Annotated in this window: 20 protein-coding genes; all 20 read left to right on the forward strand. The window is 51.8% G+C overall.

What is annotated here, in order from left to right; genetic code table 11:
* Positions 1 to 52: 52 nt before the first annotated feature.
* The 20 genes from BUB30_RS26110 (at position 53) to BUB30_RS26210 (ending at position 19,438) form a co-directional block, all read left to right on the forward strand.
* On the forward strand, positions 53 to 859 hold the full coding sequence (locus tag BUB30_RS26110; protein ID WP_073140434.1) for a MotA/TolQ/ExbB proton channel family protein: 807 nt from the start codon (positions 53 to 55) through the stop codon (positions 857 to 859).
* Positions 860 to 864: 5 nt separating this feature from the next.
* Positions 865 to 1,470: an ExbD/TolR family protein gene (locus BUB30_RS26115; protein ID WP_073140437.1), complete on the forward strand. Its 606-nt coding sequence runs from the start codon at positions 865 to 867 to the stop codon at positions 1,468 to 1,470.
* A gap of 12 nt (positions 1,471 to 1,482) precedes the next feature.
* Positions 1,483 to 1,998, forward strand: coding sequence for an ExbD/TolR family protein (locus BUB30_RS26120; protein WP_073140440.1), 516 nt, complete (start codon positions 1,483 to 1,485; stop codon positions 1,996 to 1,998).
* Positions 1,995 to 2,798, forward strand: a complete 804-nt coding sequence (locus BUB30_RS26125) for an energy transducer TonB (protein ID WP_073140443.1) — start codon at positions 1,995 to 1,997, stop codon at positions 2,796 to 2,798. Before BUB30_RS26120 ends, BUB30_RS26125 begins: the two co-directional genes overlap by 4 nt.
* Positions 2,799 to 3,038: 240 nt before the next feature.
* Complete coding sequence (locus tag BUB30_RS26135) at positions 3,039 to 3,971, forward strand: PstS family phosphate ABC transporter substrate-binding protein (RefSeq protein WP_073140449.1); 933 nt, start codon at positions 3,039 to 3,041, stop codon at positions 3,969 to 3,971.
* Between the two features lie 11 nt (positions 3,972 to 3,982).
* Positions 3,983 to 5,590, forward strand: coding sequence for a tetratricopeptide repeat protein (locus BUB30_RS26140; RefSeq protein WP_073140452.1), 1,608 nt, complete (start codon positions 3,983 to 3,985; stop codon positions 5,588 to 5,590).
* A 669-nt stretch (positions 5,591 to 6,259) separates the two neighbouring features.
* Positions 6,260 to 6,631 (forward strand): NADH-quinone oxidoreductase subunit A, encoded by a 372-nt coding sequence (locus BUB30_RS26145; protein ID WP_073140455.1) that lies wholly within the window; start codon positions 6,260 to 6,262, stop codon positions 6,629 to 6,631.
* A 12-nt stretch (positions 6,632 to 6,643) separates the two neighbouring features.
* On the forward strand, positions 6,644 to 7,198 hold the full coding sequence (locus BUB30_RS26150) for an NADH-quinone oxidoreductase subunit B (RefSeq protein ID WP_073140458.1): 555 nt from the start codon (positions 6,644 to 6,646) through the stop codon (positions 7,196 to 7,198).
* On the forward strand, positions 7,198 to 7,698 hold the full coding sequence (locus BUB30_RS26155) for an NADH-quinone oxidoreductase subunit C (protein ID WP_073140461.1): 501 nt from the start codon (positions 7,198 to 7,200) through the stop codon (positions 7,696 to 7,698). The genes BUB30_RS26150 and BUB30_RS26155 overlap by 1 nt, the downstream gene beginning before the upstream one ends.
* A 6-nt stretch (positions 7,699 to 7,704) precedes the next feature.
* The gene (nuoD, locus tag BUB30_RS26160) at positions 7,705 to 8,919 is read left to right on the forward strand and encodes an NADH dehydrogenase (quinone) subunit D (RefSeq protein ID WP_073140464.1); all 1,215 of its coding nucleotides are present in this window, start codon (positions 7,705 to 7,707) and stop codon (positions 8,917 to 8,919) included.
* A 13-nt stretch (positions 8,920 to 8,932) separates the two neighbouring features.
* Positions 8,933 to 9,448 carry an NADH-quinone oxidoreductase subunit NuoE family protein gene (locus BUB30_RS26165; RefSeq protein WP_073141188.1) on the forward strand — a complete coding sequence of 172 codons (516 nt, stop codon included), beginning with the start codon at positions 8,933 to 8,935 and terminating at the stop codon, positions 9,446 to 9,448.
* Positions 9,449 to 9,743: 295 nt separating this feature from the next.
* Positions 9,744 to 11,108: an NADH-quinone oxidoreductase subunit NuoF gene (nuoF, locus tag BUB30_RS26170; RefSeq protein ID WP_073141190.1), complete on the forward strand. Its 1,365-nt coding sequence runs from the start codon at positions 9,744 to 9,746 to the stop codon at positions 11,106 to 11,108.
* A gap of 44 nt (positions 11,109 to 11,152) precedes the next feature.
* A complete protein-coding gene (locus tag BUB30_RS26175) occupies positions 11,153 to 12,160 on the forward strand; it encodes an NADH-quinone oxidoreductase subunit G (RefSeq protein ID WP_073140467.1) in 1,008 nt (335 codons plus the stop codon).
* Positions 12,157 to 13,209, forward strand: a complete 1,053-nt coding sequence (gene nuoH / locus BUB30_RS26180; RefSeq protein WP_073140470.1) for an NADH-quinone oxidoreductase subunit NuoH — start codon at positions 12,157 to 12,159, stop codon at positions 13,207 to 13,209. The genes BUB30_RS26175 and nuoH overlap by 4 nt, the downstream gene beginning before the upstream one ends.
* Positions 13,210 to 13,219: 10 nt before the next feature.
* Positions 13,220 to 13,789, forward strand: coding sequence for a NuoI/complex I 23 kDa subunit family protein (locus tag BUB30_RS26185; protein WP_073140473.1), 570 nt, complete (start codon positions 13,220 to 13,222; stop codon positions 13,787 to 13,789).
* 12 nt (positions 13,790 to 13,801) lie between these two features.
* Positions 13,802 to 14,305 carry an NADH-quinone oxidoreductase subunit J family protein gene (locus BUB30_RS26190; protein ID WP_073140476.1) on the forward strand — a complete coding sequence of 168 codons (504 nt, stop codon included), beginning with the start codon at positions 13,802 to 13,804 and terminating at the stop codon, positions 14,303 to 14,305.
* A 39-nt stretch (positions 14,306 to 14,344) separates the two neighbouring features.
* On the forward strand, positions 14,345 to 14,647 hold the full coding sequence (nuoK, locus tag BUB30_RS26195) for an NADH-quinone oxidoreductase subunit NuoK (RefSeq protein ID WP_073140479.1): 303 nt from the start codon (positions 14,345 to 14,347) through the stop codon (positions 14,645 to 14,647).
* 2 nt (positions 14,648 to 14,649) lie between these two features.
* Positions 14,650 to 16,551 carry an NADH-quinone oxidoreductase subunit L gene (gene nuoL / locus BUB30_RS26200; RefSeq protein ID WP_073140482.1) on the forward strand — a complete coding sequence of 634 codons (1,902 nt, stop codon included), beginning with the start codon at positions 14,650 to 14,652 and terminating at the stop codon, positions 16,549 to 16,551.
* A 45-nt stretch (positions 16,552 to 16,596) separates the two neighbouring features.
* Complete coding sequence (locus tag BUB30_RS26205; protein ID WP_073140485.1) at positions 16,597 to 18,063, forward strand: complex I subunit 4 family protein; 1,467 nt, start codon at positions 16,597 to 16,599, stop codon at positions 18,061 to 18,063.
* Position 18,064: 1 nt separating this feature from the next.
* The gene (locus tag BUB30_RS26210; protein ID WP_073140487.1) at positions 18,065 to 19,438 is read left to right on the forward strand and encodes an NADH-quinone oxidoreductase subunit N; all 1,374 of its coding nucleotides are present in this window, start codon (positions 18,065 to 18,067) and stop codon (positions 19,436 to 19,438) included.
* Positions 19,439 to 19,506: the final 68 nt, after the last annotated feature.

Below are 19,506 nucleotides of genomic sequence, written 5' to 3' on the forward strand. Positions count from 1 at the left end.
TTGAACGTGTTTCTTTACTTAAACTTTAATAAAACTTGTAAACCTTTAACTTATGAAAACTCAGAATTCCAATTCATTAGCAGACAGCGTAAGATCCGGATTTGCCGCGTTTATAATCCCCGTAGAACTAATTCTGGCCTATCTGTTCTACTTCTTTGTGCTGGGTGCGGAAGAAAACTTCGATGCCAGCCATCACCCCATTAACTATTTGGGTACTGTTCACGAAGGTGGTCCGGCCATCGTACCCGTCCTGATCTCCCTTTTGATGATGACGCTTACGTTTGCTATTGAACGTCTGCTCACGATCTCTAAAGCAAAAGGAAAAGGCAGCGTACGCGGTTTTGTTCAAAAGATCAGAACCCTGCTCGCTACCGGTAATATCAAACAAGCAATCGATGAGTGCGACAAACAAAAAGGTTCTGTAGCCAACGTTGTGAAAGCTGGTCTTTCCAAATACAGCGCGCTGCAAAACGACACGACTCTGGATGCCGAACAAAAAGTATTGTTGATCCAGAAAGACATCGAAGAAACCACTCAGCTTGAAATGCCGATGTTGGAAAAGAACCTGGTGATCATCGCGACCATCGCTTCGATCGCCACACTGATGGGTCTGTTGGGTACAGTATTGGGTATGATCAACGCATTCGCGGCCATGGCGCAAGCCGGTGCACCGGATGCTGTGAAACTGGCCAGTGGTATCTCTGAAGCTCTTATTAACACAGCTTTGGGTATCGGTACTTCTGCTATCGCGATCGTATTCTATAACTACTTTACTTCTGCTATCGATGCATTGACATACGGTATCGATGAAACCAGCTATAGCATCGTTCAAAACTTTACGGCTAAAACTAAAGCTTAATTAATATGGGAAAAGTAAAAGTACATAGAGCATCTCCGTCCTTGGACATGACGCCTATGGTTGACTTGGCCTTCCTGTTGGTTACATTCTTCATGCTCACTACAAAGTTTGCACCCGAAGAACCTGTAGCAGTAGACATGCCCTCTTCGATATCGGAGATCAAATTGCCGGAAGTAGACATCCTGACAATTACCATCTCCCCAGACGGCGTCGTATTCTTTAATATGGATGGTAAGTACAACCGCCAGGAGCTGTTGGGCAAGATCGGTGCGAAATACGGAATTCCGTTCGACGACCAGGACAAGGAAAAATTTTCCCTGCTCCCCAGCTTCGGAATACCTATTCAAGGTATGAAGCAATTCCTGGCCCTGAGCCCAGATGAACGTAAAACGGTGAATCAAACGGGTATCCCCGCCGATTCATTGAACAATCAACTGGCAGACTGGGTTGTTTTTGCGAGAACAACCAACCCCAAACTGCGCATCGCTATCAAAGGCGATCGCGAATCCAACTACCCGATTGTGGAGAAGGTTATCAATACCTTGATTGACAACCGCGTGACCCGGTTCAACCTGATCACGAACATGGAAAAAGGCCCTATTAAACTCTAACCGCATACAACTATGTCAGAAGTAAGTCAGCAGGGCGGCGGTGGTGGTAAAAAAGACGGTAAAGTCAGAAGTAAGAAGTCGTCAACCAAAATTGACATGACACCCATGGTGGATCTTGCTTTCTTGTTGCTCACCTTCTTTATGCTTACGACCACCTTCAATAAGCCCCAAACCATGGAGATCACCATGCCGGACAAACCGAAGCCGGATGATGTGCAGCCAGAAGTGAACGAGCGAAAGGTGCTTACCCTCGTGTTGGGTGAGAATGATAAAGTCTATTGGTACAAAGGGATCACCGATCCCAAGATCGAAGTGTCCAATTTTTCCGCCGATGGCATTCGGAAAGTGTTATACGCACAAGATGCTCAGACCAAGGATATGATCGTCCTCATCAAGGCTTTGGAGAAATCCAAGTATAAGAACATGGTCGATATCCTGGACGAGATGAACATCACCAACATGAAGCGCTATGCGATCGTCAAAGTGACCGACGTCGATAAGGATCTTGTAAAAGAATCAAACTTATGAAAGCAGAACAGTTAACCGTGCAACCCTTGTGGGAAGACGTAGTGTTCGAAAACCGGAACAAGGAGTACGGAGCGTATTTTATCCGTAGGAACTATTCCAAACACGTCATCTTCGCCCTCATCGGTATGCTTTTAGTTTTGGGCTTCGTGCTGGCCTATCCGACCATTGCAGAATGGATCAAAGGACAGCAAGACGTAGAACCCGTGGTTCTCAAAACGACGAAATACACGGATCTAGCGGCACCCCCGCCCATCCAGGAAAACACGCCTCCTCCCCCGAAGTTGGACATTCCCCCTCCGGTGAAAACCATCATCAAATTCCTTCCCCCGAAAGTGACGGAGAAGGAAGTGCAGGAAGAAGAAATGCCCACCATCGAGGAGATCAAGGAAAATGATACCGGACCGACCGAGCAGGAAGGAACGGGCGAAGTGGTGTTCGATGAACCTGTAGCCGAAGTGGCCAAACCCGCCGTGGAAGAAGACGTGATCTTCACCGTGGTAGAGCAGCCAGCCGAATTCGAAGGTGGCCTCCAGGCCATGGCGAAATTCGTGGGCAAGAACCTGAAATATCCTGCGGTAGCCCGCCGGATGGGAATCGAAGGTTCTGTGTTCGTGAGCTTCGTAGTAGATAGGTCTGGTAACATCAGCGACGTGCAGGTGATCAAAGGTGTGAGCGCAGAGTGCGACAAAGAAGCCGCCCGTGTGGTTTCGATCATGCCGCCCTGGAAACCCGGTAAGCAAAACGGTAAGGCGGTTAAATCCCGCTTCGTGTTGCCTATCAAATTCAAACTGTCGACTTAATTCATTATGAGACCCCGACCGGATGGTTACAAGCCCGCTGCCCCCTTCGAGACGGCTATGAAGCTTCTCGGATTGACGATGGCAGTTGTGTATGTGCTGCTCGGTGTTGCGGTAGCTTGGCGGGCGGACAAAATGTTCAGGATCCCGCCAAGCTATACGCTTCCTCTGGGTGTTATTATGATCGTTTATGGATTGTTCAGAGGATACGGTGTTTACCGAAAATACTTTAAACAGTAGCGAATGAGGATCGCTGTATTGGTTTCTGTGATCGCCCTGATGGCAAGCGGCTGTGGAAAACGCGCCGTCGACTACCGGGTGGACACACCTACGGCGGGACACATCAAAATTGCGGTAGACGAATCGCTCAAACCCCTGATGGAGGCTGAGATCGACGCCTTTGAGGGCCTCTACAAGGATGCCCACATCGACGCCATCTACACTTCCGAGGACGAGGCCATACAGCTTGTGTTGAAAGACACGGCCCGCATTGCCATCGTGACGCGGAAAATCCGGAAAGAGGAGCAGAGCGTGCTGGACACGCAGCGGCTGGTGCCCAACCAGGTATCGATCGCGAAAGACGGCCTGGCCCTCATCGTCCATAAAAACAATCCTGACAGCCTCTTCAGCCTCGATGAACTCAAGGCCATACTGGAAGGCAAGACCACCGATTGGAAGCAGTTGAACCCCAAAGGCAAATCGGCCAAGATCGAAGTGGTTTTCGACCATCCTAATTCAGGCATTATCCGGCATTTGCGCGATTCCCTGGGGGATTTCGGAAACCTGCCGGCCAATTGCTTTGGCGTGAACACCAACGAGGCGGTGGTGAATTATGTATCGAAAAAAGAGAATGCCATTGGATTGATCGGGGTGAGTTGGATCAGCGACAACGACGATTCCACCTCCAATCGATTCCTGGGACAAATAAAAGTGGCGGGAGTAAGACGGGGAGAAGGAGAGTATTACGAGCCTTACCAAGCTTACATCGCCCAGAAAGTTTACCCCCTTTCACGAGAGATATTTATGGTTAGCCGCGAAACCAAGGCAAGACTTGGCAGCGGATTTGTAGCGTTTGTGGCTAGCGAGAAAGGGCAGCGGGTGGTATTAAAATTAGGCCTAGTACCCATGACGATGCCCATTCGCATTGTAGAAATAAAACGTGAACCTATTCATTAATTGTTAGAAGTATGAAAAAGAGATTTGAAGTCGCAAATAGCGCAAGCCTCAAGCCGTTCCTGCTGGCCATGGCCCTGTTGGTTTTTGTTGCGGCCCGTGCCCAACAAGACCCCGAAGTCACTAAGGGTCTGAGACTCATTGAGTTGGATAAGCCAGGAGCGGCTGTTACCTCCCTCCAGAAGGCCGTTTCCACCAGTGCTACCCCCGCCGTTTTGTACTATTACCTGGGCTATGCCCAGATCAAGAACGGCGAGCGCGAAAAAGCCAAAGAAACCTTCACCAAAGGCATTGGCGCCGATGAGAAACAACCCCTCAATTACGTAGGAAAAGGCCTCATTGCCCTCCAGGAAAAACAAGCTACGGATGCTAAAGCCCTCTTTGACAAGGCATTGACCATGACCAAGTCGAAGGATGCCGTGGTGCTCCGGGCCGTTGCTGAAGCGTATCTGAGCACCAGCCAAACCGCGAAGGAAGCTATGTCCTTGTTGGAAAAGGCCAAAAAGCTGGATGAGACCAGCTCCGAAACGGAAGTCCTCATCGGCGATGCATTCCTGGCTGTGAACAACGGCGGTTCCGCGGTGAGCGCCTATGAACGTGGTGCCAAGCTTGACCCCAAAAGCGCTAAGCCCCACTACAAGATCGGTTTGGTGTACCTGCGCTCGCAGAACGTGCCCGTAGCTGAAGAAGCCTTCAACAAGGCGATCAGCATCGATCCCGACTACGCCCTTGCCTACAAGGAATTGGGTGAGTTGTATTACCTCGCCAAAGATGGTCCGAAGGCTGTGAAGGCTTATGAAAAGTATTTGGAGCACACCGAGAAGGCTGATGCCGCCCAGTTGCGCTATGCTTTCTTCCTGTTCATGGCCAAAGATTTCGCCAAGGCCAATACGGTATTTGCCAAGCTGACCACAAAGTCTGATGTTACACCGACCACGCTGAAATATGCCGCTTATTCACTGTTTGAATCAAAGGAACTCGAAAAGAGTCAACAAATGTTCGAGAAGTACTTTGCGCTGCAGAACGAGAAGGCCGAAGCCTCCGACTTTGCTTATTTCGGTAAGCTGTTGGTGGAGTTGAAGAAGGACTCGTTGGCGTTGCTGAATTTCCAGAAGAGTCTTGACCTGGAGCCGAAGCAGATGGAGATCCGTCAGATACAATCGGATATGCTCTTGAAAAACAAGAAATATGCAGAGGCTGTGCCGGCGTTGAAGGCCCTGATGGGACTGCGCGCAAAACCGCTTTCGGCTGACTACTACAACATTGGCCGTGCATATTATTTCACCGATCAGTTTCCCCAAGCCGATACGGCCTTCACGAAGCTGATTGAAATGCAACCCAACATGGCGGTAGGCTACCTGTGGGAAGGCAGAACCAAGGCTAGCTTGGACCCTGAAACAGAAACCGGGTTGGCCAAACCGTATTACGAATCTCTTGTAGAGAAATCCATTGCTACCCCAGAGAAATCAAAGAAGGACCTTATCGAGGCTTACTCATACCTGGGTTACTATTACTTCCTGAAAGCGGATCGTAAACAAGCCAAGACATTCTTCGACAAGGTGCTTGCCCTGGATCCGAATGATCAGAAGGCGCTGACGGCCCTTGAGGAACTGAAGAAATAGCCCTAACCGATTATGAATTTTCTGAAAGCTACTGATGAAAAAAAGGTGGCTGGAGCGATAAAGACATTAGAATTGGCCGGGGAGCCAGCAGGGCAACAACGTGCATCCATGCGTTAAAGTTAAAGGTTGCGCATGACCCACAATCATAGTTGCCCTGCCCTGGCCATTTTTAGAGTTGCAAGTATATTAAATCTGATCGGTTAATGTATACCGGTCGGTACCAAATTTCATAGAAAGGGGCCCGTTTAGGGCCTTTTTTCGTTGTATGGGACCATATTGCCGCAGGCCGTGGGACCTCATTTTGCCCCCTCGCCTTCGCTAAACCTTCGGCGGGCGAGGCCCTTCGCTAAAGCTTCGGCGGGCGAGGGATGCAAGATCAACCTAGTGAAAACCACAGCTTTGCTTGCCCGCCGAAGCTTTGGCGAAGGAGGGCGGTTCAAACGCCGCACCCGCACTCACACGCCACACCAACCTCACAAAACCGTCGCGTACCCCCACCGGTAACACGCACGACAAACCGCCTATCATCACGGCTTTTTAGAATCATTCTTAACTGAAAAAACGCCCTCCACATCAATCGTATGCGTAAGATCGGAGTAGCATTTTTTATGGTTTGAAATGCATTTAACAGTGAAGAAAGCAATACTTTTACCACGGAAAATAAAACCTATGGACGATAAAGGTCTTATTCAATACGCACCCATTGCCTTAATGTTTGTGGTCGCCGCCGGATTTGTCGGAACCACCATGGTAGCCACCCACCTTCTGGGACCCAAACGCAAAACCAAGATCAAACAGGACTCCTTCGAATGTGGCATTGAGCCGCAGGGCAATGCGCGGGTCCCTTTCAATATCAAGTACTTCCTGGTAGCCATCCTTTTTGTTCTTTTTGACGTCGAAGTGATCTTTATGTATCCCTGGGCTGTTAACTTTAATGAGTTGGGCTTGGCCGGATTTGTAGAGATGGTCCTGTTCATCAGCACGTTGCTGATCGGCTTCTACTACATCATCAAGAAAGGCGCACTGAAGTGGGAGGATTGAAAATTATTCAAGATGCAAACAGAAACGAGTAACATAAAGATGGTGCAGGCGCCGGAAGGCGTGGAGGGTGCTGGCTTTTTTGCAACCAGCCTGGAGAAAGTGGTGGGCATGGCCCGCAAGAATTCGATCTGGCCCTTGCCGTTTGCCACCTCGTGCTGCGGCATCGAGTTTATGGCCACCATGGGCGCGCACTACGACCTGGCCCGTTTCGGGTCCGAGCGTTTGAGCTTCTCGCCCCGCCAGGCCGACCTGTTGATGGTGATGGGAACCATTGCCAAGAAGATGGGCCCGGTGTTGCGCCAGGTGTACGAACAAATGGCCGAACCCCGGTGGGTGCTTTCGGTGGGTGCTTGCGCGAGCAGCGGTGGTATTTTTGATACCTACAGCGTGTTGCAGGGCATCGACAGAATTATTCCCGTGGATGTGTATGTACCCGGCTGTCCCCCGCGCCCGGAACAGATCATCGACGGTGTGATGAAGATCCAGCGGTTGGTTGAAACGGAATCCTTGCGCAGAAGAGATTCTGCCGAATATAAAGCCATGTTGAACCAATATGGAATAGAATAATGGAAGGAACAGGCCTAGAGAAAACCATCGGCGTACTGAACGAAAAATTTGAAGGGGAGGTGCTTCACGCAGCCATGCTGTATGATTTTCCCACCATCACCCTGAAGAAGGATAAGATCATCGAGATCATCAAGTTCCTGAAGGAACACCCCGATACCCGCTATCACTACCTCACCACCTTGTGTGGCATTCATTATCCGGAACTGAACCAGATCGCCATCATGTATCAACTTCACAACATGATGAGCGGCGAACGTGTGCGGCTGAAGATCTACTTGCCGGCCGAGAAGCCGGAAGTGCCTACGCTCACCACGGTGTTTGCAGGTGCCAACTGGATGGAGCGCGAAACCTACGATTTCTTCGGTGTGATCTTTACGGGCCACCCGGACCTGCGCCGCATTCTCAACGTGGAGGACATGATCATGTTCCCCTTGCGCAAGGAATTCCCGCTGGAAGACCAGGTGCGCGAAGACAAGAACGATACTATGTTTGGACGATAATATCCTATGGAAGAAGTTAAGCAAAGCGATCAAGCATACCACTACCAGGAAGAAGAAAAACAGTATTCATATCTGAACCTCGGGCCCACGCACCCGGCGACGCACGGTATTTTTCAGAACGTACTGAAAATGGACGGCGAGATCATCGTGGACGCGGAGCCAACCATCGGGTATATTCACCGCGCGTTTGAGAAGCTTTCGGAGCGCCGGCCGTTCAACCAGATCACCCCCATCACCGACCGCATGAACTATTGCTCGGCTCCCATCAACAACATGGGCTGGCACATGACGGTGGAGAAACTTATCCAGGCAGAAATTCCCAAGCGCGTGCAATACATGCGTGTGATCATCATGGAACTGGCGCGCATCACCGATCACTTGATCTGTAATGCCGTGATCGGTGTGGATACGGGAGCGTTGACAGGCTTTGTGTATATGTTCCAGCAGCGCGAGCTGGTGTATGAAATTTATGAAGAGATCTGCGGTGCGCGGCTCACGTCGAACATCGGCCGGATAGGAGGGTTTGAGCGCGACTTTTCGCCAAAGGCGTGGGAGAAGATCCACCGCTTTTTGAAAGAGTTTCCGAAAGTGTTGAAGGAGTTTGAAAACCTGCTGGAACGCAACCGGATCTTTATGGACCGCACCATCGGTGTGGGCGGCATCACCGGCGAACGTGCGCTGGAGTTTAGTTTCTCCGGCCCGAACCTGCGCGCTGCGGGTGTGGACTACGATGTGCGTGTAGCCAAACCGTATTCCTCCTACGAAGATTTTGATTTTACGATCCCTATCGGAACCAACGGCGACGTATACGATCGCTTCATGGTGCGCCAGGGTGAGATGTGGCAGAGCCTGAGCATTATCGAGCAGGCGATCAAGAACCTGCCCGACGGACCTTTCCACGGAAAGGTGCCCGATTTCTATTTACCCCCCAAAGAAGAAGTTTATAACAACATGGAAGCGCTCATCTATCACTTCAAGATCGTGATGGGTGAAACGGACGTTCCGAAAGGTGAGGTATACCATTGTGTGGAAGGCGGCAACGGCGAGTTGGGCTTCTACCTCATCAGCGACGGCGGAAGAACGCCTTACCGGTTGCACATGCGCCGGCCGTGTTTTATTTATTATCAAGCCTACCCGGAGATGATCAAAGGCTCCATGCTGTCGGACGCGATCCTGACCATGAGTAGCATGAATGTGATTGCCGGCGAACTGGATGCCTGAAAGAACGGAAAAGATGGAAGAGATAAAATTTTCGGAGAAGTCACTCGCGTTGGTGAACAAGATCATCAAGCGCTATCCTGAAGGACGGCAGAAGTCGGCCTTGTTGCCCATTTTGCACGTGGCCCAAGCGGAGTTTGACGGCTGGCTGAGTCCCGCCGTGATGGACCTGGTGGCGTCGATATTGAAGATCAAGCCTATTGAAGTATATGAAGTGGCCTCGTTCTACTCCATGTACAACCTGGAGCCTGTGGGCAAGTGTTTGATCGAGGTTTGCCAGACCGGCCCTTGCTGGTTGCGTGGATCGGATGACATTGTGGAGCATTTGCAGAACAAGCTGAATATAAAAGTGGGAGAGACCACGGCCGATGGCATGTTCACTTTGAAGACCGTGGAGTGTCTGGGGTCTTGTGGTACGGCGCCGATGTTGCAGTGTGGGGCGAAGTTTCATGAGAATTTGACGACGGAGAAGGTGGATGCTTTGGTGGAAGACCTTCGCTCGGCGAATGCGCGGAGTAGTTATATGCGATAGTCATTTTTGCATGACGGCGATGTGATGCTGTTGTTGTGGGAGTGACTTTGCGGTGTGCCGGCCAGGGATAGGAGTGGAAAGCCCGGAGTGCGGTGGGGATGCTGAGTGTGATTTGTTGGCGGGACACCAACAAAATGGAGCATGGGGCCCTTGGAATGCGGGAACAAAGGGTGGACGGACTTGGAACGGATAGCCCGACCCGAGGTACGAGGGGGGCCGCCGAATAATTTTGAATAATACGTCGCGCTTCCTTTGGGGAGACGATAACAAAGAATATAACGATCAAACGGTAATCATGGGTAAGAAGTTATTAACGGCAAACATTAATATCCCCGGGATAGAGACTTTTGATGTCTATCGGAAGAATGGTGGGTATGCTTCGGTGGAGAAGGCGTTGAAGACGATGACGCCTGATGAGGTGACGGAGGAAGTGAAGAAGTCGGGTTTGCGTGGACGTGGCGGTGCGGGTTTTCCGGCCGGCATGAAGTGGAGCTTTTTGGATCGCAAATCGGAGAAGCCTCGTTACCTGGTGTGCAACGCGGATGAGAGCGAGCCCGGTACGTTCAAGGATCGCTATCTGATGGAGAAGATCCCTCACTTGTTGATCGAGGGGATGATTACCGGCAGCTATGCGTTGGGTGCACGGACTTCGTACATCTACATACGCGGCGAGTACATGTACATCGTGCGCATCCTGGAGAAGGCGATTGAAGAAGCGTATGCGGCAGGATTTTTAGGACAGAATATTTTGGGAACACCCTACTCGCTGGACTTGTATGTTCACCCGGGTGCAGGTGCCTATATCTGCGGTGAAGAAACCGCTTTGTTGGAATCACTCGAAGGCAAGCGCGGCAACCCGCGGTTGAAGCCTCCGTTCCCGGCCGTAGCAGGTTTGTATGCTGCCCCTACGGTGGTGAACAACGTGGAGACGATTGCTGCCGTAGTGCCGATCGTGAACGGTGGTGGCGACGAGTATGCGAAGATCGGCATCGGCAAGAGCACCGGTACGAAACTGATCTCCGCCAGCGGTCACATTAACAAGCCCGGCATTTATGAAATCGACCTGGGCTTGCCAGTAGAAGAATTTATTTACAGCGACGAATATTGCGGCGGCATTTGGAAGGGAAGAAAGATGAAGGCTGTTGTGGCCGGGGGTTCTTCAGTACCCATTCTGCCAGCCGACCTGATCTTGAAAACAGCAAAAGGCGAGCAACGTCTCATGACCTATGAGTCGCTTGCCGACGGTGGTTTTGTGAGTGGCACCATGTTGGGCTCGGGTGGCTTTATCGTCTATGACGAAACGGCCTGCATCGTGCGCAACCTCTGGACGTTTGCGCGCTTCTATCACCACGAGTCGTGCGGACAGTGCAGCCCTTGCCGCGAAGGCACGGGTTGGATGGAGAAAGTGCTTCATCGCATCGAGCACGGTCACGGTCACATGAGCGACATTGACCTGTTGGTGGATGTGGCGAAGAAGATTGAAGGCAACACGATCTGCCCGTTAGGAGATGCTGCTGCCTGGCCCGTAGCCAGCGCGATACGTCACTTCCGCGAAGAGTTTGAATATCACGTGAAATATCCCGAGAAAGTATCGAATCCGAAGCACTTTGAGATTGAGCCTTTCCGCTCGGAGAAGAAGTTGGAGGCAGTGGGAGCGTAGTGTTAAAAATTGAGTATAGACAATTGTTATAATACGATAGTAACATGGCAAAAGTAACGATAGACGGTGTAGAGGTTGAGGTGGCCGATGGTACCACCATCCTGAATGCAGCGCGGCAGATCGGTGGCGATTTAGTGCCCCCCGCGATGTGTTACTACTCCACGTTGAAAGATAGTGGTGGAAAGTGCCGGGTGTGCCTGGTGAAAGTGACGGCAGGTTCTGCAAAAGACCCCCGCCCGATGCCTAAGCTGGTGGCCAGTTGCCGTACGCCCGTCATGGACGGCATGGTGGTGCAGAACATCACCTCGCCCGAAGTGCTGGAAGCCCGCAAAGGTGTGGTGGAATTCCTTTTGCTGAACCACCCGCTGGACTGCCCCGTGTGCGACCAGGCCGGAGAATGTGATCTCCAAAACCTGGCCTACGAGCACGGCGCCGCCAAGACCCGCTACGAAGAAGACCGCCGCACGTTCGAGAAGATCGACATCGGCGACAAGATAAAGTTGCACATGACGCGCTGCATCCTCTGCTATCGCTGCACATATGTGGCCGACCAACTGACGCCCGAGCGCGTGCACGGCGTTTTAGGCCGTGGCGACCATTCAGAGATCAGCACCTATATCGCGAAGGCGGTCGACAACGACTACTCCGGAAACATGATCGATGTGTGCCCGGTGGGAGCTTTGACCGACAAGACCTTCCGCTTTAAGAGCCGCGTGTGGTTCACCAATCCCATGGATGCGCACCGCGACTGCCCCAAGTGCAGTGGCAAGGTGGTGTTGTGGATGAAAGGGGAAGAAGTATTGCGTGTTTCGGCCCGCAAAGACCAATATGGTGAGGTGAAAGAGTACATTTGCAACGAATGCCGCTACGATCACAAGAACGTGAAGGACTGGACGGTGGAAGGCCCTCGCCACATCGACCGTCACTCGGTGATCGCCCAAGGCCATTACGAGCGCGCCGACCTGATCACCCTGAAGAAGGAGATCGAACGGCAGATCGAGTTTGAAAAAGGAAAACCATTGCCCGAACCTAATCCATCGCTGACCGCATGATCTCGTTCTTTATTTATAAAGCAATTTTGGTGGTGGGCATCTTTGCCATCACGCTGTTTGTGGCCGCGTATTCCACGTATGCCGAGCGCAAGGTAGCTGCCTTTTTGCAGGACCGCGTGGGGCCGGACCGTGCGGGACCTTTCGGCATGTTCCAGCCGCTGGCCGACGGATTGAAGTTCATGATGAAAGAAGAGATCATCCCGGATTTTGCCAACAAGTTCCTGTTCATCCTCGGGCCCTCCATCGCCATGATGACGGCGTTGATGGCCGGTGTGGTGATTCCCTGGGGTAACTCGCTGGTGATCGATGGCAAGCAATATTTTCTGCAGATCGCCGATTTGAACGTCGGCATCCTGTATGTGTTTGCCGTGGTATCGATCGGTGTATACGGCATCATGATTGGAGGTTGGGCATCGAACAACAAGTTTTCGTTGCTGGGTGCCATCCGGGCTTCGGCGCAGATGATCAGCTATGAAATTGCGATGGGGTTATCCATCATCGCACTCATTATCACGACGGGTACGCTGAGCCTGCGTGAGATCAGCTTGCTGCAGACCGGCGGCGTGGGTGGTCATTGGAATTTCTGGAATGTGGTATATCAGCCCGTGGGCTTTATCATCTTTTTGATTTGTGCTTTCGCGGAAACAAACCGCACACCGTTTGACTTGCCGGAATGCGAGACGGAATTGGTGGGTGGCTATCACACGGAATACAGCAGTATGAAACTGGCGTTGTATCTCTTCGCAGAGTACATCAACATGTTCATTTCGTCGGCGGTGATCTCGACGTTGTATTTTGGAGGGTTCAACTTCCCGTTCATGAACGACCTGGGGTTGGATCAGAACACGATCACGATCTTGGGGACCCTGTTCTTCTTTGCGAAGATCACGTTCTTCATTTTCTTCTTTATGTGGATTCGCTGGACCATTCCACGTTTCCGCTACGACCAGCTGATGAACCTGGGCTGGAAGGCGTTGATACCGCTGGCGGTGATCAACATCTTTATCACGGGGCTGGTTATCATTATTAAGACACATTATCTAAATTAAATAAGACGACATGCAAGCCTTAACCAACCGGTCTAAAGTTGTTGTCAAGAAGCAGATGAATTTCTGGGAGCGGATCTATTTGCCGGCTATCCTGGGGGGCATCGTCATCACGATAAAACATTTGTTCCGCAAGAGCTCCACGGTGAAGTACCCCGAGACCAAGCGGGAGATCAGCCAGATCTGGCGTGGCCAGCACGTGTTGAAGCGTGATGAACATGGCGCCGAGCGTTGCACAGCTTGCGGACTTTGTGCTGTGGCCTGCCCGGCAGAAGCGATCACGATGGTGGCCGCCGAGCGTGTGAAGGGAGAGGAGAAATTATATCGCGAAGAGAAGTATGCTTCTACCTACGAGATCAACATGCTCCGCTGCATTTTCTGTGGACTTTGTGAAGAGGCGTGTCCGAAGGAGGCGATCTTTTTGACGGACCGTATTCTTCCGACAGATTATGGCCGGGGAGAATTTGTGTTTGGAAAGGATAAGCTGGTGGAGCCTGTCGACGAGCGCGTGGATGTGACGGTGCGTCAGACGGCCGCTGTGCTGGAATTCAAAAAGCATAAACAATACAGTCATAACAAATAACATCAAGCCGCAGTGACACTTAACCTTTTCTATTTTCTTTCCTTTGTCGCCATCTTCGCCTCCTTGCTGGTGGTGTTCTCGAAAAGCCCGGTGCACAGCGTGCTGTACCTCATCGTTGCTTTTTTTGCCATTGGCGGCCACTATCTTTTGTTGAACGCGGAGTTTCTTTTTATCGTGCACATCATTGTGTATGCCGGCGCCATCATGGTGTTGTTCCTCTATGTGATCATGCTGTTGAACCTGAACGAGGAGAGCGAGCCGCACAAAAGCAACCTCTTGAAATTTGCCGCCGCCATTGCCGGTGGGCTGTTGCTGCTCATTTTGGTGGCTTCGCTGAAGGGCGTGGACCAACTGCCTGCCGCCACCATGCAACACGACGTGGGTTATGTGAAGAAACTGGGCCACGTGTTGTTCACCGAGTATTTGCTTCCCTTTGAAATTACATCCGTGCTGTTGCTGGCCGCCATGGTAGGCGCCGTGATGTTGGGTAAACCCGAAAAGTATAACAAAGGATAAGGCGACGATAACATTTAATGAATACGAAATAAAGTATACATGATCCCAATAGACTACTACCTCTGGCTCAGTGCCGTCCTGTTCACCATCGGTGTGCTGGGCGTGTTGTACCGCCGGAATGCCATCATTGTTTTTATGTGCATCGAACTGATGCTGAATGCCGTGAACCTGGTGATGGTGGCGTTTTCCAATTATATGAACGACGCGGCAGGGCAGGTGTTCGTGTTCTTTATCATGGCCGTGGCCGCCGCCGAGGTAGCCGTGGGATTGGCCATCCTCATCATGATGTACCGCATCACGAAGACCACGGATATTAATATTTTGAATCGCTTAAAATGGTAGGGATGAATTTTCTGATAACCCTTATTCCTGTTTTACCGCTCCTGGGCTTTATCATCATCGCCCTCAACTACAAAAAGATGATCCACGGGGTGGCGTCTTTTATCGCCTGTGGCATGGTGTTCATTTCGTTCATCCTGGCGGTGGTGGTGTTTCTGCAATTGCTTTTCTTACCCGAAGATCAACGTGCGTTCTCGGTGACCGTGTTTGACTGGATTCACACCGCCGGCTTCTCGGCCGACATCAGTTTTCTGGTGGACCCGCTGTCGTCGCTCTTTCTGTTGATTATCACGGGCGTCGGATTTTTGATCCACCTGTATTCCATCGGCTATATGCACGACGATGCGGGCTACAACAAGTTCTTCTCTTACCTGAACCTGTTTGTGTTCTTCATGCTCCTGCTGGTGATGGGTTCGAACTATTTGTTGATGTTCGTGGGCTGGGAAGGTGTTGGACTTTGCTCGTACCTGCTGATCGGCTTCTGGTTTAAGAACACCGACTACAACAAAGCGGCGAATAAGGCCTTTATCATGAACCGCATTGGCGACCTTGGCTTGCTGATCGGCATCATCCTGATCTTTGTCAATTTCAAAAGCATTAACTACCACGAGGTGTTTGTGAATGCTGCTGAGGTAGATCCTTCCACGATCTCGCTGATCGCCATCCTGCTCTTTATTGGAGCGATGGGAAAGAGCGCACAAATTCCATTGTACACCTGGTTGCCTGATGCTATGGCGGGTCCTACGCCCGTGTCGGCCCTGATCCACGCCGCGACGATGGTGACGGCGGGTATCTATATGGTAGCGCGCAACAACGTGTTGTATTCTATGTCGCCCGCGGCATTGCAGCTTGTACTGATCGTGGGATTGGCCACGGCGCTTTTTGCCGCGACCATTGCCGTGGCACAGAACGATATCAAGAAAGTATTGGCCTATTCGACGGTGAGTCAACTCGGGTTGATCTTTGTGTCGTTGGGTGTTGGTGCATACTCCTCCGGTATCTTCCACATGGCAACCCACGCGTTTTTCAAGGCGCTGTTGTTCCTGGGAGCGGGTAGTGTCATTCACGCGCTTGGCGGCGAGCAGGACATTCGAAAGATGGGCGGTTTGAAGAAACATTTGCCTGTGACCTATCTCACCTTCCTGGCCGGTGTGCTGGCCATTTCGGGTATCCCGCCCTTTGCCGGTTTCTTTTCGAAAGATGAAATTCTTGCACATGCCTTCGCGCAAAGCCCCGTAGCCTACGGTGTGGCGTTGCTGGCGTCGCTGCTCACTTCGTTTTATATGTTCCGGTTGTTCTTCCTCACATTCTTTGGAACGCCCCGGGCTAGTCACGAGGTGATGCATCATATTCACGAGTCGCCGAAGAGCATGTCGGTGCCGTTGATGGTGCTGGCCGTGTTGTCGGTGGTGGGTGGTTTTATGAACGTTCCCGAGGCGTTGGGTGGATCGGCGTGGTTGAATGAATTCCTGTCGCCCGTGTTTGCACCGTCGCAAGGGATCCTGGAGCTTCATCACCTGGAGCATAGCACCGAACTGGGCCTGATGGGTCTGGTAGTGGTGTTGACGCTGGCGATAATTGGCATTGCCTATTTTAGATATGTAAAAGGCAATCAGGTGCCCGCCGCAGAAGGAACGCTCACCGGCGTGCAGAACGCCGTGTACAACAAATACTATATCGACGAGATCTACGATGCCATCGTGGTGAAACCCTTGTTCTGGCTCTCAAAACAGTTTGACAATATCGTGGAACGTCTCGGCATCGACGGCATTGTGAATGCGCTTGGCGGTGGGGTGGTGAAAGGCAGCCAGGTGTTCCGCTTGTTGCAGACCGGCAGCATCGGGTTCTACATTTTCGCTATGGCGATCAGCATAATATTGATGTTAACCTTTTTCGTGATATGGTAGGGTGCGCGTTGCGACCTGCTCAACCTTTTGACGTGAGATAAAATTATGATGTTATTGTTTATACTTCTCTGGCCCTTGCTCGCATCGCTGGTGCTGTTTGCCTTCAAGCCAAAACAGGCCTGGGTGATCGCCTTCATCGCCACCGCCGTGGAATTGGTGGCCTCCCTGGTGCTGGTGATCGGCTTTGACAAGAACGCTTCGGCCACCGCCGCCATAGACCTGCCCTGGATCACATCCCTTGGCGTGAACTTCGCCCTGGGCGTGGATGGCATCAGCTTGTTGCTGGTGTTGCTCACCACGGTGCTGGTCCCTTTCATTGTTCTCTCGGCTGCGAAGCATTCCTACACGCCTTCCTTCTATGGCCTGGTACTCATGATGCAGATGGCCCTCATCGGTGTGTTCACCGCGATGGACGGCTTCCTGTTCTATCTCTTCTGGGAAATCGCCCTGATCCCGATCTATTTCATTTGCTTGATCTGGGGTGGCGAAGATCGCGGACGCATCACGCTGAAGTTCTTTATCTACACACTGGCCGGCAGCTTGTTCATGCTGGTGGCGTTGATCTATTTGTATTTCCAAACCCCTGGCGCACATAGCTTTGCTATTCAAGCCTTGTACGAAGCCGGCCGCGCATTGCCTCCGGGTGAACAGAGCCTCGTCTTCTGGGGATTGTTCATCGCGTTTGCCATCAAGATGCCGGTGTTTCCTTTTCACACCTGGCAGCCCGATACATATAGCGTTGCACCTTCCCAAGGCACGATGCTGCTTTCAGGGATCATGCTCAAGATGGGGTTGTATGGCGTGATCCGCTGGTTGATCCCGGTGGTTCCCGCTGGCGTGCAGGAGTGGGGATTAACGGCCGTGATCTTGTCGGTTATCGGCATTCTCTATGGCTCGTGTATCGCGATCGTTCAAAAAGATTTCAAACGCCTCATCGCCTATTCCTCCATTGCTCACGTGGGGTTGATTTCGGCGGGTATCTTCACCCTGAGTAGCATCGGGATGCAGGGCGCGCTCATCCAGATGTTGAGCCACGGCATCCTGGTGTTTGGATTGTTCTATGGCATCGACATCATCGAAACACGCGTGAAGACGCGCAACCTTGCCGGACTGGGCGGCATTCGAAATGTGGCCCCTACTTTCTCCGCTGTGTTTACGATCATCATGCTGGGCACGGTGGCCTTGCCGTTCACCAGTGGTTTCGTGGGAGAGTTTCTGCTGATCAATTCTGTATTTCAATATAGGGCTATCCTGGGCGTCGTTGCCGGGCTTACCATTATTCTCGGCGCGGTGTACATGTTGCGCAGCTTCCAGCAGGCCATGCTGGGGGAGACCAACACAACTACCGCCGGTTTTGCCGACCTGACGGGCCATGAAAAACTGGTGCTGTTCCCCATCGTCATCCTCGTTGTGGCGATTGGTATTTATCCCGATCCGCTGCTGTCGATCTCCGAATCTGCCGTGTCGAATCTTTTGTTGATTGTTCAAGATTTTTCCGCTTCCGCAAAATAGTATGAATGCACTGTTAGTCATTTGTGGTCTGGGTTTCGTATCGCTCCTCGCGGAGATCGCCAACTTTAAAAAATTGCTGACGGCGCTGGTTGTTCTGGCGTTGGTGGCGGCCATCGTATTGGGAATCCTGGATTGGGGCACACCCCGCGCGTATTACCACGACATGGTGGTGTTCGACAATTTTTCATTGGCGTTCACGGCGCTGCTCTGCACGATCACCCTGGCGTGGTATGTGATGGCCCGCAGCTATTTCGAACATCAATCGCACCAATCCGATCGCTCGGCGCTCATGATCTTTGCGCTGGCCGGCGGCATCATCATGGTGTCGTTCAACAACATGGCCATGTTGTTTTTGGGCATCGAGATCTTATCCATATCGCTTTATGTGTTGGCGGGAAGCAACAAGAGCAGCCTGTTCTCGAACGAAGCAGCATTCAAGTATTTCCTGATGGGATCTTTTGCCACCGGCTTCCTGCTGATGGGGATTGCGTTGGTGTATGGTGCCACCGGTTCGTTCGACATTACTAAAATATATGTCTTTGTCCATGATCACGGCGACACGATGCCGCGCTTTTTCCATGCCGGCCTCGTGATGATCCTCATCGGTCTCACCTTCAAGATCTCTGCCGTGCCCTTCCATTTCTGGGCACCGGATGTGTATGAAGGATCGCCCACACCCGTCACGGCCTTTATGTCGACGATGGTGAAAACGGCGGCGCTGGGTGCTTTTGTGAAAGTGTTCCAGACGTGCTTCACCCCGGTTCAACCGGCGTTCCTGATCATTGTCCAGGCCATCATCGTGCTCACCCTCGTGGTGGCCAACGTGACGGCCGTGTACCAGGTGAGCGTGAAGCGTATCCTGGCCTACTCCAGCATCGGACATGTGGGCTACATCCTGCTGGCCCTGATGGCTTCGGATGGCAGTGCGCTGGGCGTTCTGTTCTATTACATGGTGGCGTATTCCGCCGCGTCCATTGCGGCTTTCACCGTATTGCAGGCGGTCGAACTTTCGTCGGGCAGCACGGGCGTTGACAGCTTCAACGGCTTGTATTATAAAAATCCTTTCCTGGCCGTGGTCATGACCATCGCCATGCTTTCGCTGGCGGGTATCCCTCCGTTGGCTGGGTTCTTTGGTAAATACCTGGTGTTTGCCAAGGCCCTGGAACATCACTATGTGGTCCTGGTGATCTTGGGTGTTGTAACATCGCTTATCGGGATCTACTATTACTTCAAGGTGATTGTTGCCATGTACAAGAAAGAAACGAGCGGCACAACCCCCACGCAATACTCCCGCGTACTGCTGGTGGTGCTAACGCTGGTGATACTGGCCCTGGGCTTGTTCCCCGACCGCGTGATCGGGCTTTTGATCCCCTAGCAACAAAATTTTTCTCAGGTCTTTTTCGGCTTCCCCGTCGGGTTTCGATGGTTTGCGCTGCCTAACCG

It is taken from the genome of Chryseolinea serpens (assembly GCF_900129725.1).
Taxonomy (GTDB): Bacteria; Bacteroidota; Bacteroidia; order Cytophagales; family Cyclobacteriaceae; genus Chryseolinea; species Chryseolinea serpens.

Coding starts and splice junctions, on each gene's coding strand:
- BUB30_RS26110 (WP_073140434.1), top strand. CDS start 53: ATGAAAACTCAGAATTCCAATTCATTAGCAGACAGCGTAAGATCCGGA.
- BUB30_RS26115 (WP_073140437.1), top strand. CDS start 865: ATGGGAAAAGTAAAAGTACATAGAGCATCTCCGTCCTTGGACATGACG.
- BUB30_RS26120 (WP_073140440.1), top strand. CDS start 1,483: ATGTCAGAAGTAAGTCAGCAGGGCGGCGGTGGTGGTAAAAAAGACGGT.
- BUB30_RS26125 (WP_073140443.1), top strand. CDS start 1,995: ATGAAAGCAGAACAGTTAACCGTGCAACCCTTGTGGGAAGACGTAGTG.
- BUB30_RS26135 (WP_073140449.1), top strand. CDS start 3,039: ATGAGGATCGCTGTATTGGTTTCTGTGATCGCCCTGATGGCAAGCGGC.
- BUB30_RS26140 (WP_073140452.1), top strand. CDS start 3,983: ATGAAAAAGAGATTTGAAGTCGCAAATAGCGCAAGCCTCAAGCCGTTC.
- BUB30_RS26145 (WP_073140455.1), top strand. CDS start 6,260: ATGGACGATAAAGGTCTTATTCAATACGCACCCATTGCCTTAATGTTT.
- BUB30_RS26150 (WP_073140458.1), top strand. CDS start 6,644: ATGCAAACAGAAACGAGTAACATAAAGATGGTGCAGGCGCCGGAAGGC.
- BUB30_RS26155 (WP_073140461.1), top strand. CDS start 7,198: ATGGAAGGAACAGGCCTAGAGAAAACCATCGGCGTACTGAACGAAAAA.
- nuoD (WP_073140464.1), top strand. CDS start 7,705: ATGGAAGAAGTTAAGCAAAGCGATCAAGCATACCACTACCAGGAAGAA.
- BUB30_RS26165 (WP_073141188.1), top strand. CDS start 8,933: ATGGAAGAGATAAAATTTTCGGAGAAGTCACTCGCGTTGGTGAACAAG.
- nuoF (WP_073141190.1), top strand. CDS start 9,744: ATGGGTAAGAAGTTATTAACGGCAAACATTAATATCCCCGGGATAGAG.
- BUB30_RS26175 (WP_073140467.1), top strand. CDS start 11,153: ATGGCAAAAGTAACGATAGACGGTGTAGAGGTTGAGGTGGCCGATGGT.
- nuoH (WP_073140470.1), top strand. CDS start 12,157: ATGATCTCGTTCTTTATTTATAAAGCAATTTTGGTGGTGGGCATCTTT.
- BUB30_RS26185 (WP_073140473.1), top strand. CDS start 13,220: ATGCAAGCCTTAACCAACCGGTCTAAAGTTGTTGTCAAGAAGCAGATG.
- nuoK (WP_073140479.1), top strand. CDS start 14,345: ATGATCCCAATAGACTACTACCTCTGGCTCAGTGCCGTCCTGTTCACC.
- nuoL (WP_073140482.1), top strand. CDS start 14,650: ATGAATTTTCTGATAACCCTTATTCCTGTTTTACCGCTCCTGGGCTTT.
- BUB30_RS26205 (WP_073140485.1), top strand. CDS start 16,597: ATGATGTTATTGTTTATACTTCTCTGGCCCTTGCTCGCATCGCTGGTG.
- BUB30_RS26210 (WP_073140487.1), top strand. CDS start 18,065: ATGAATGCACTGTTAGTCATTTGTGGTCTGGGTTTCGTATCGCTCCTC.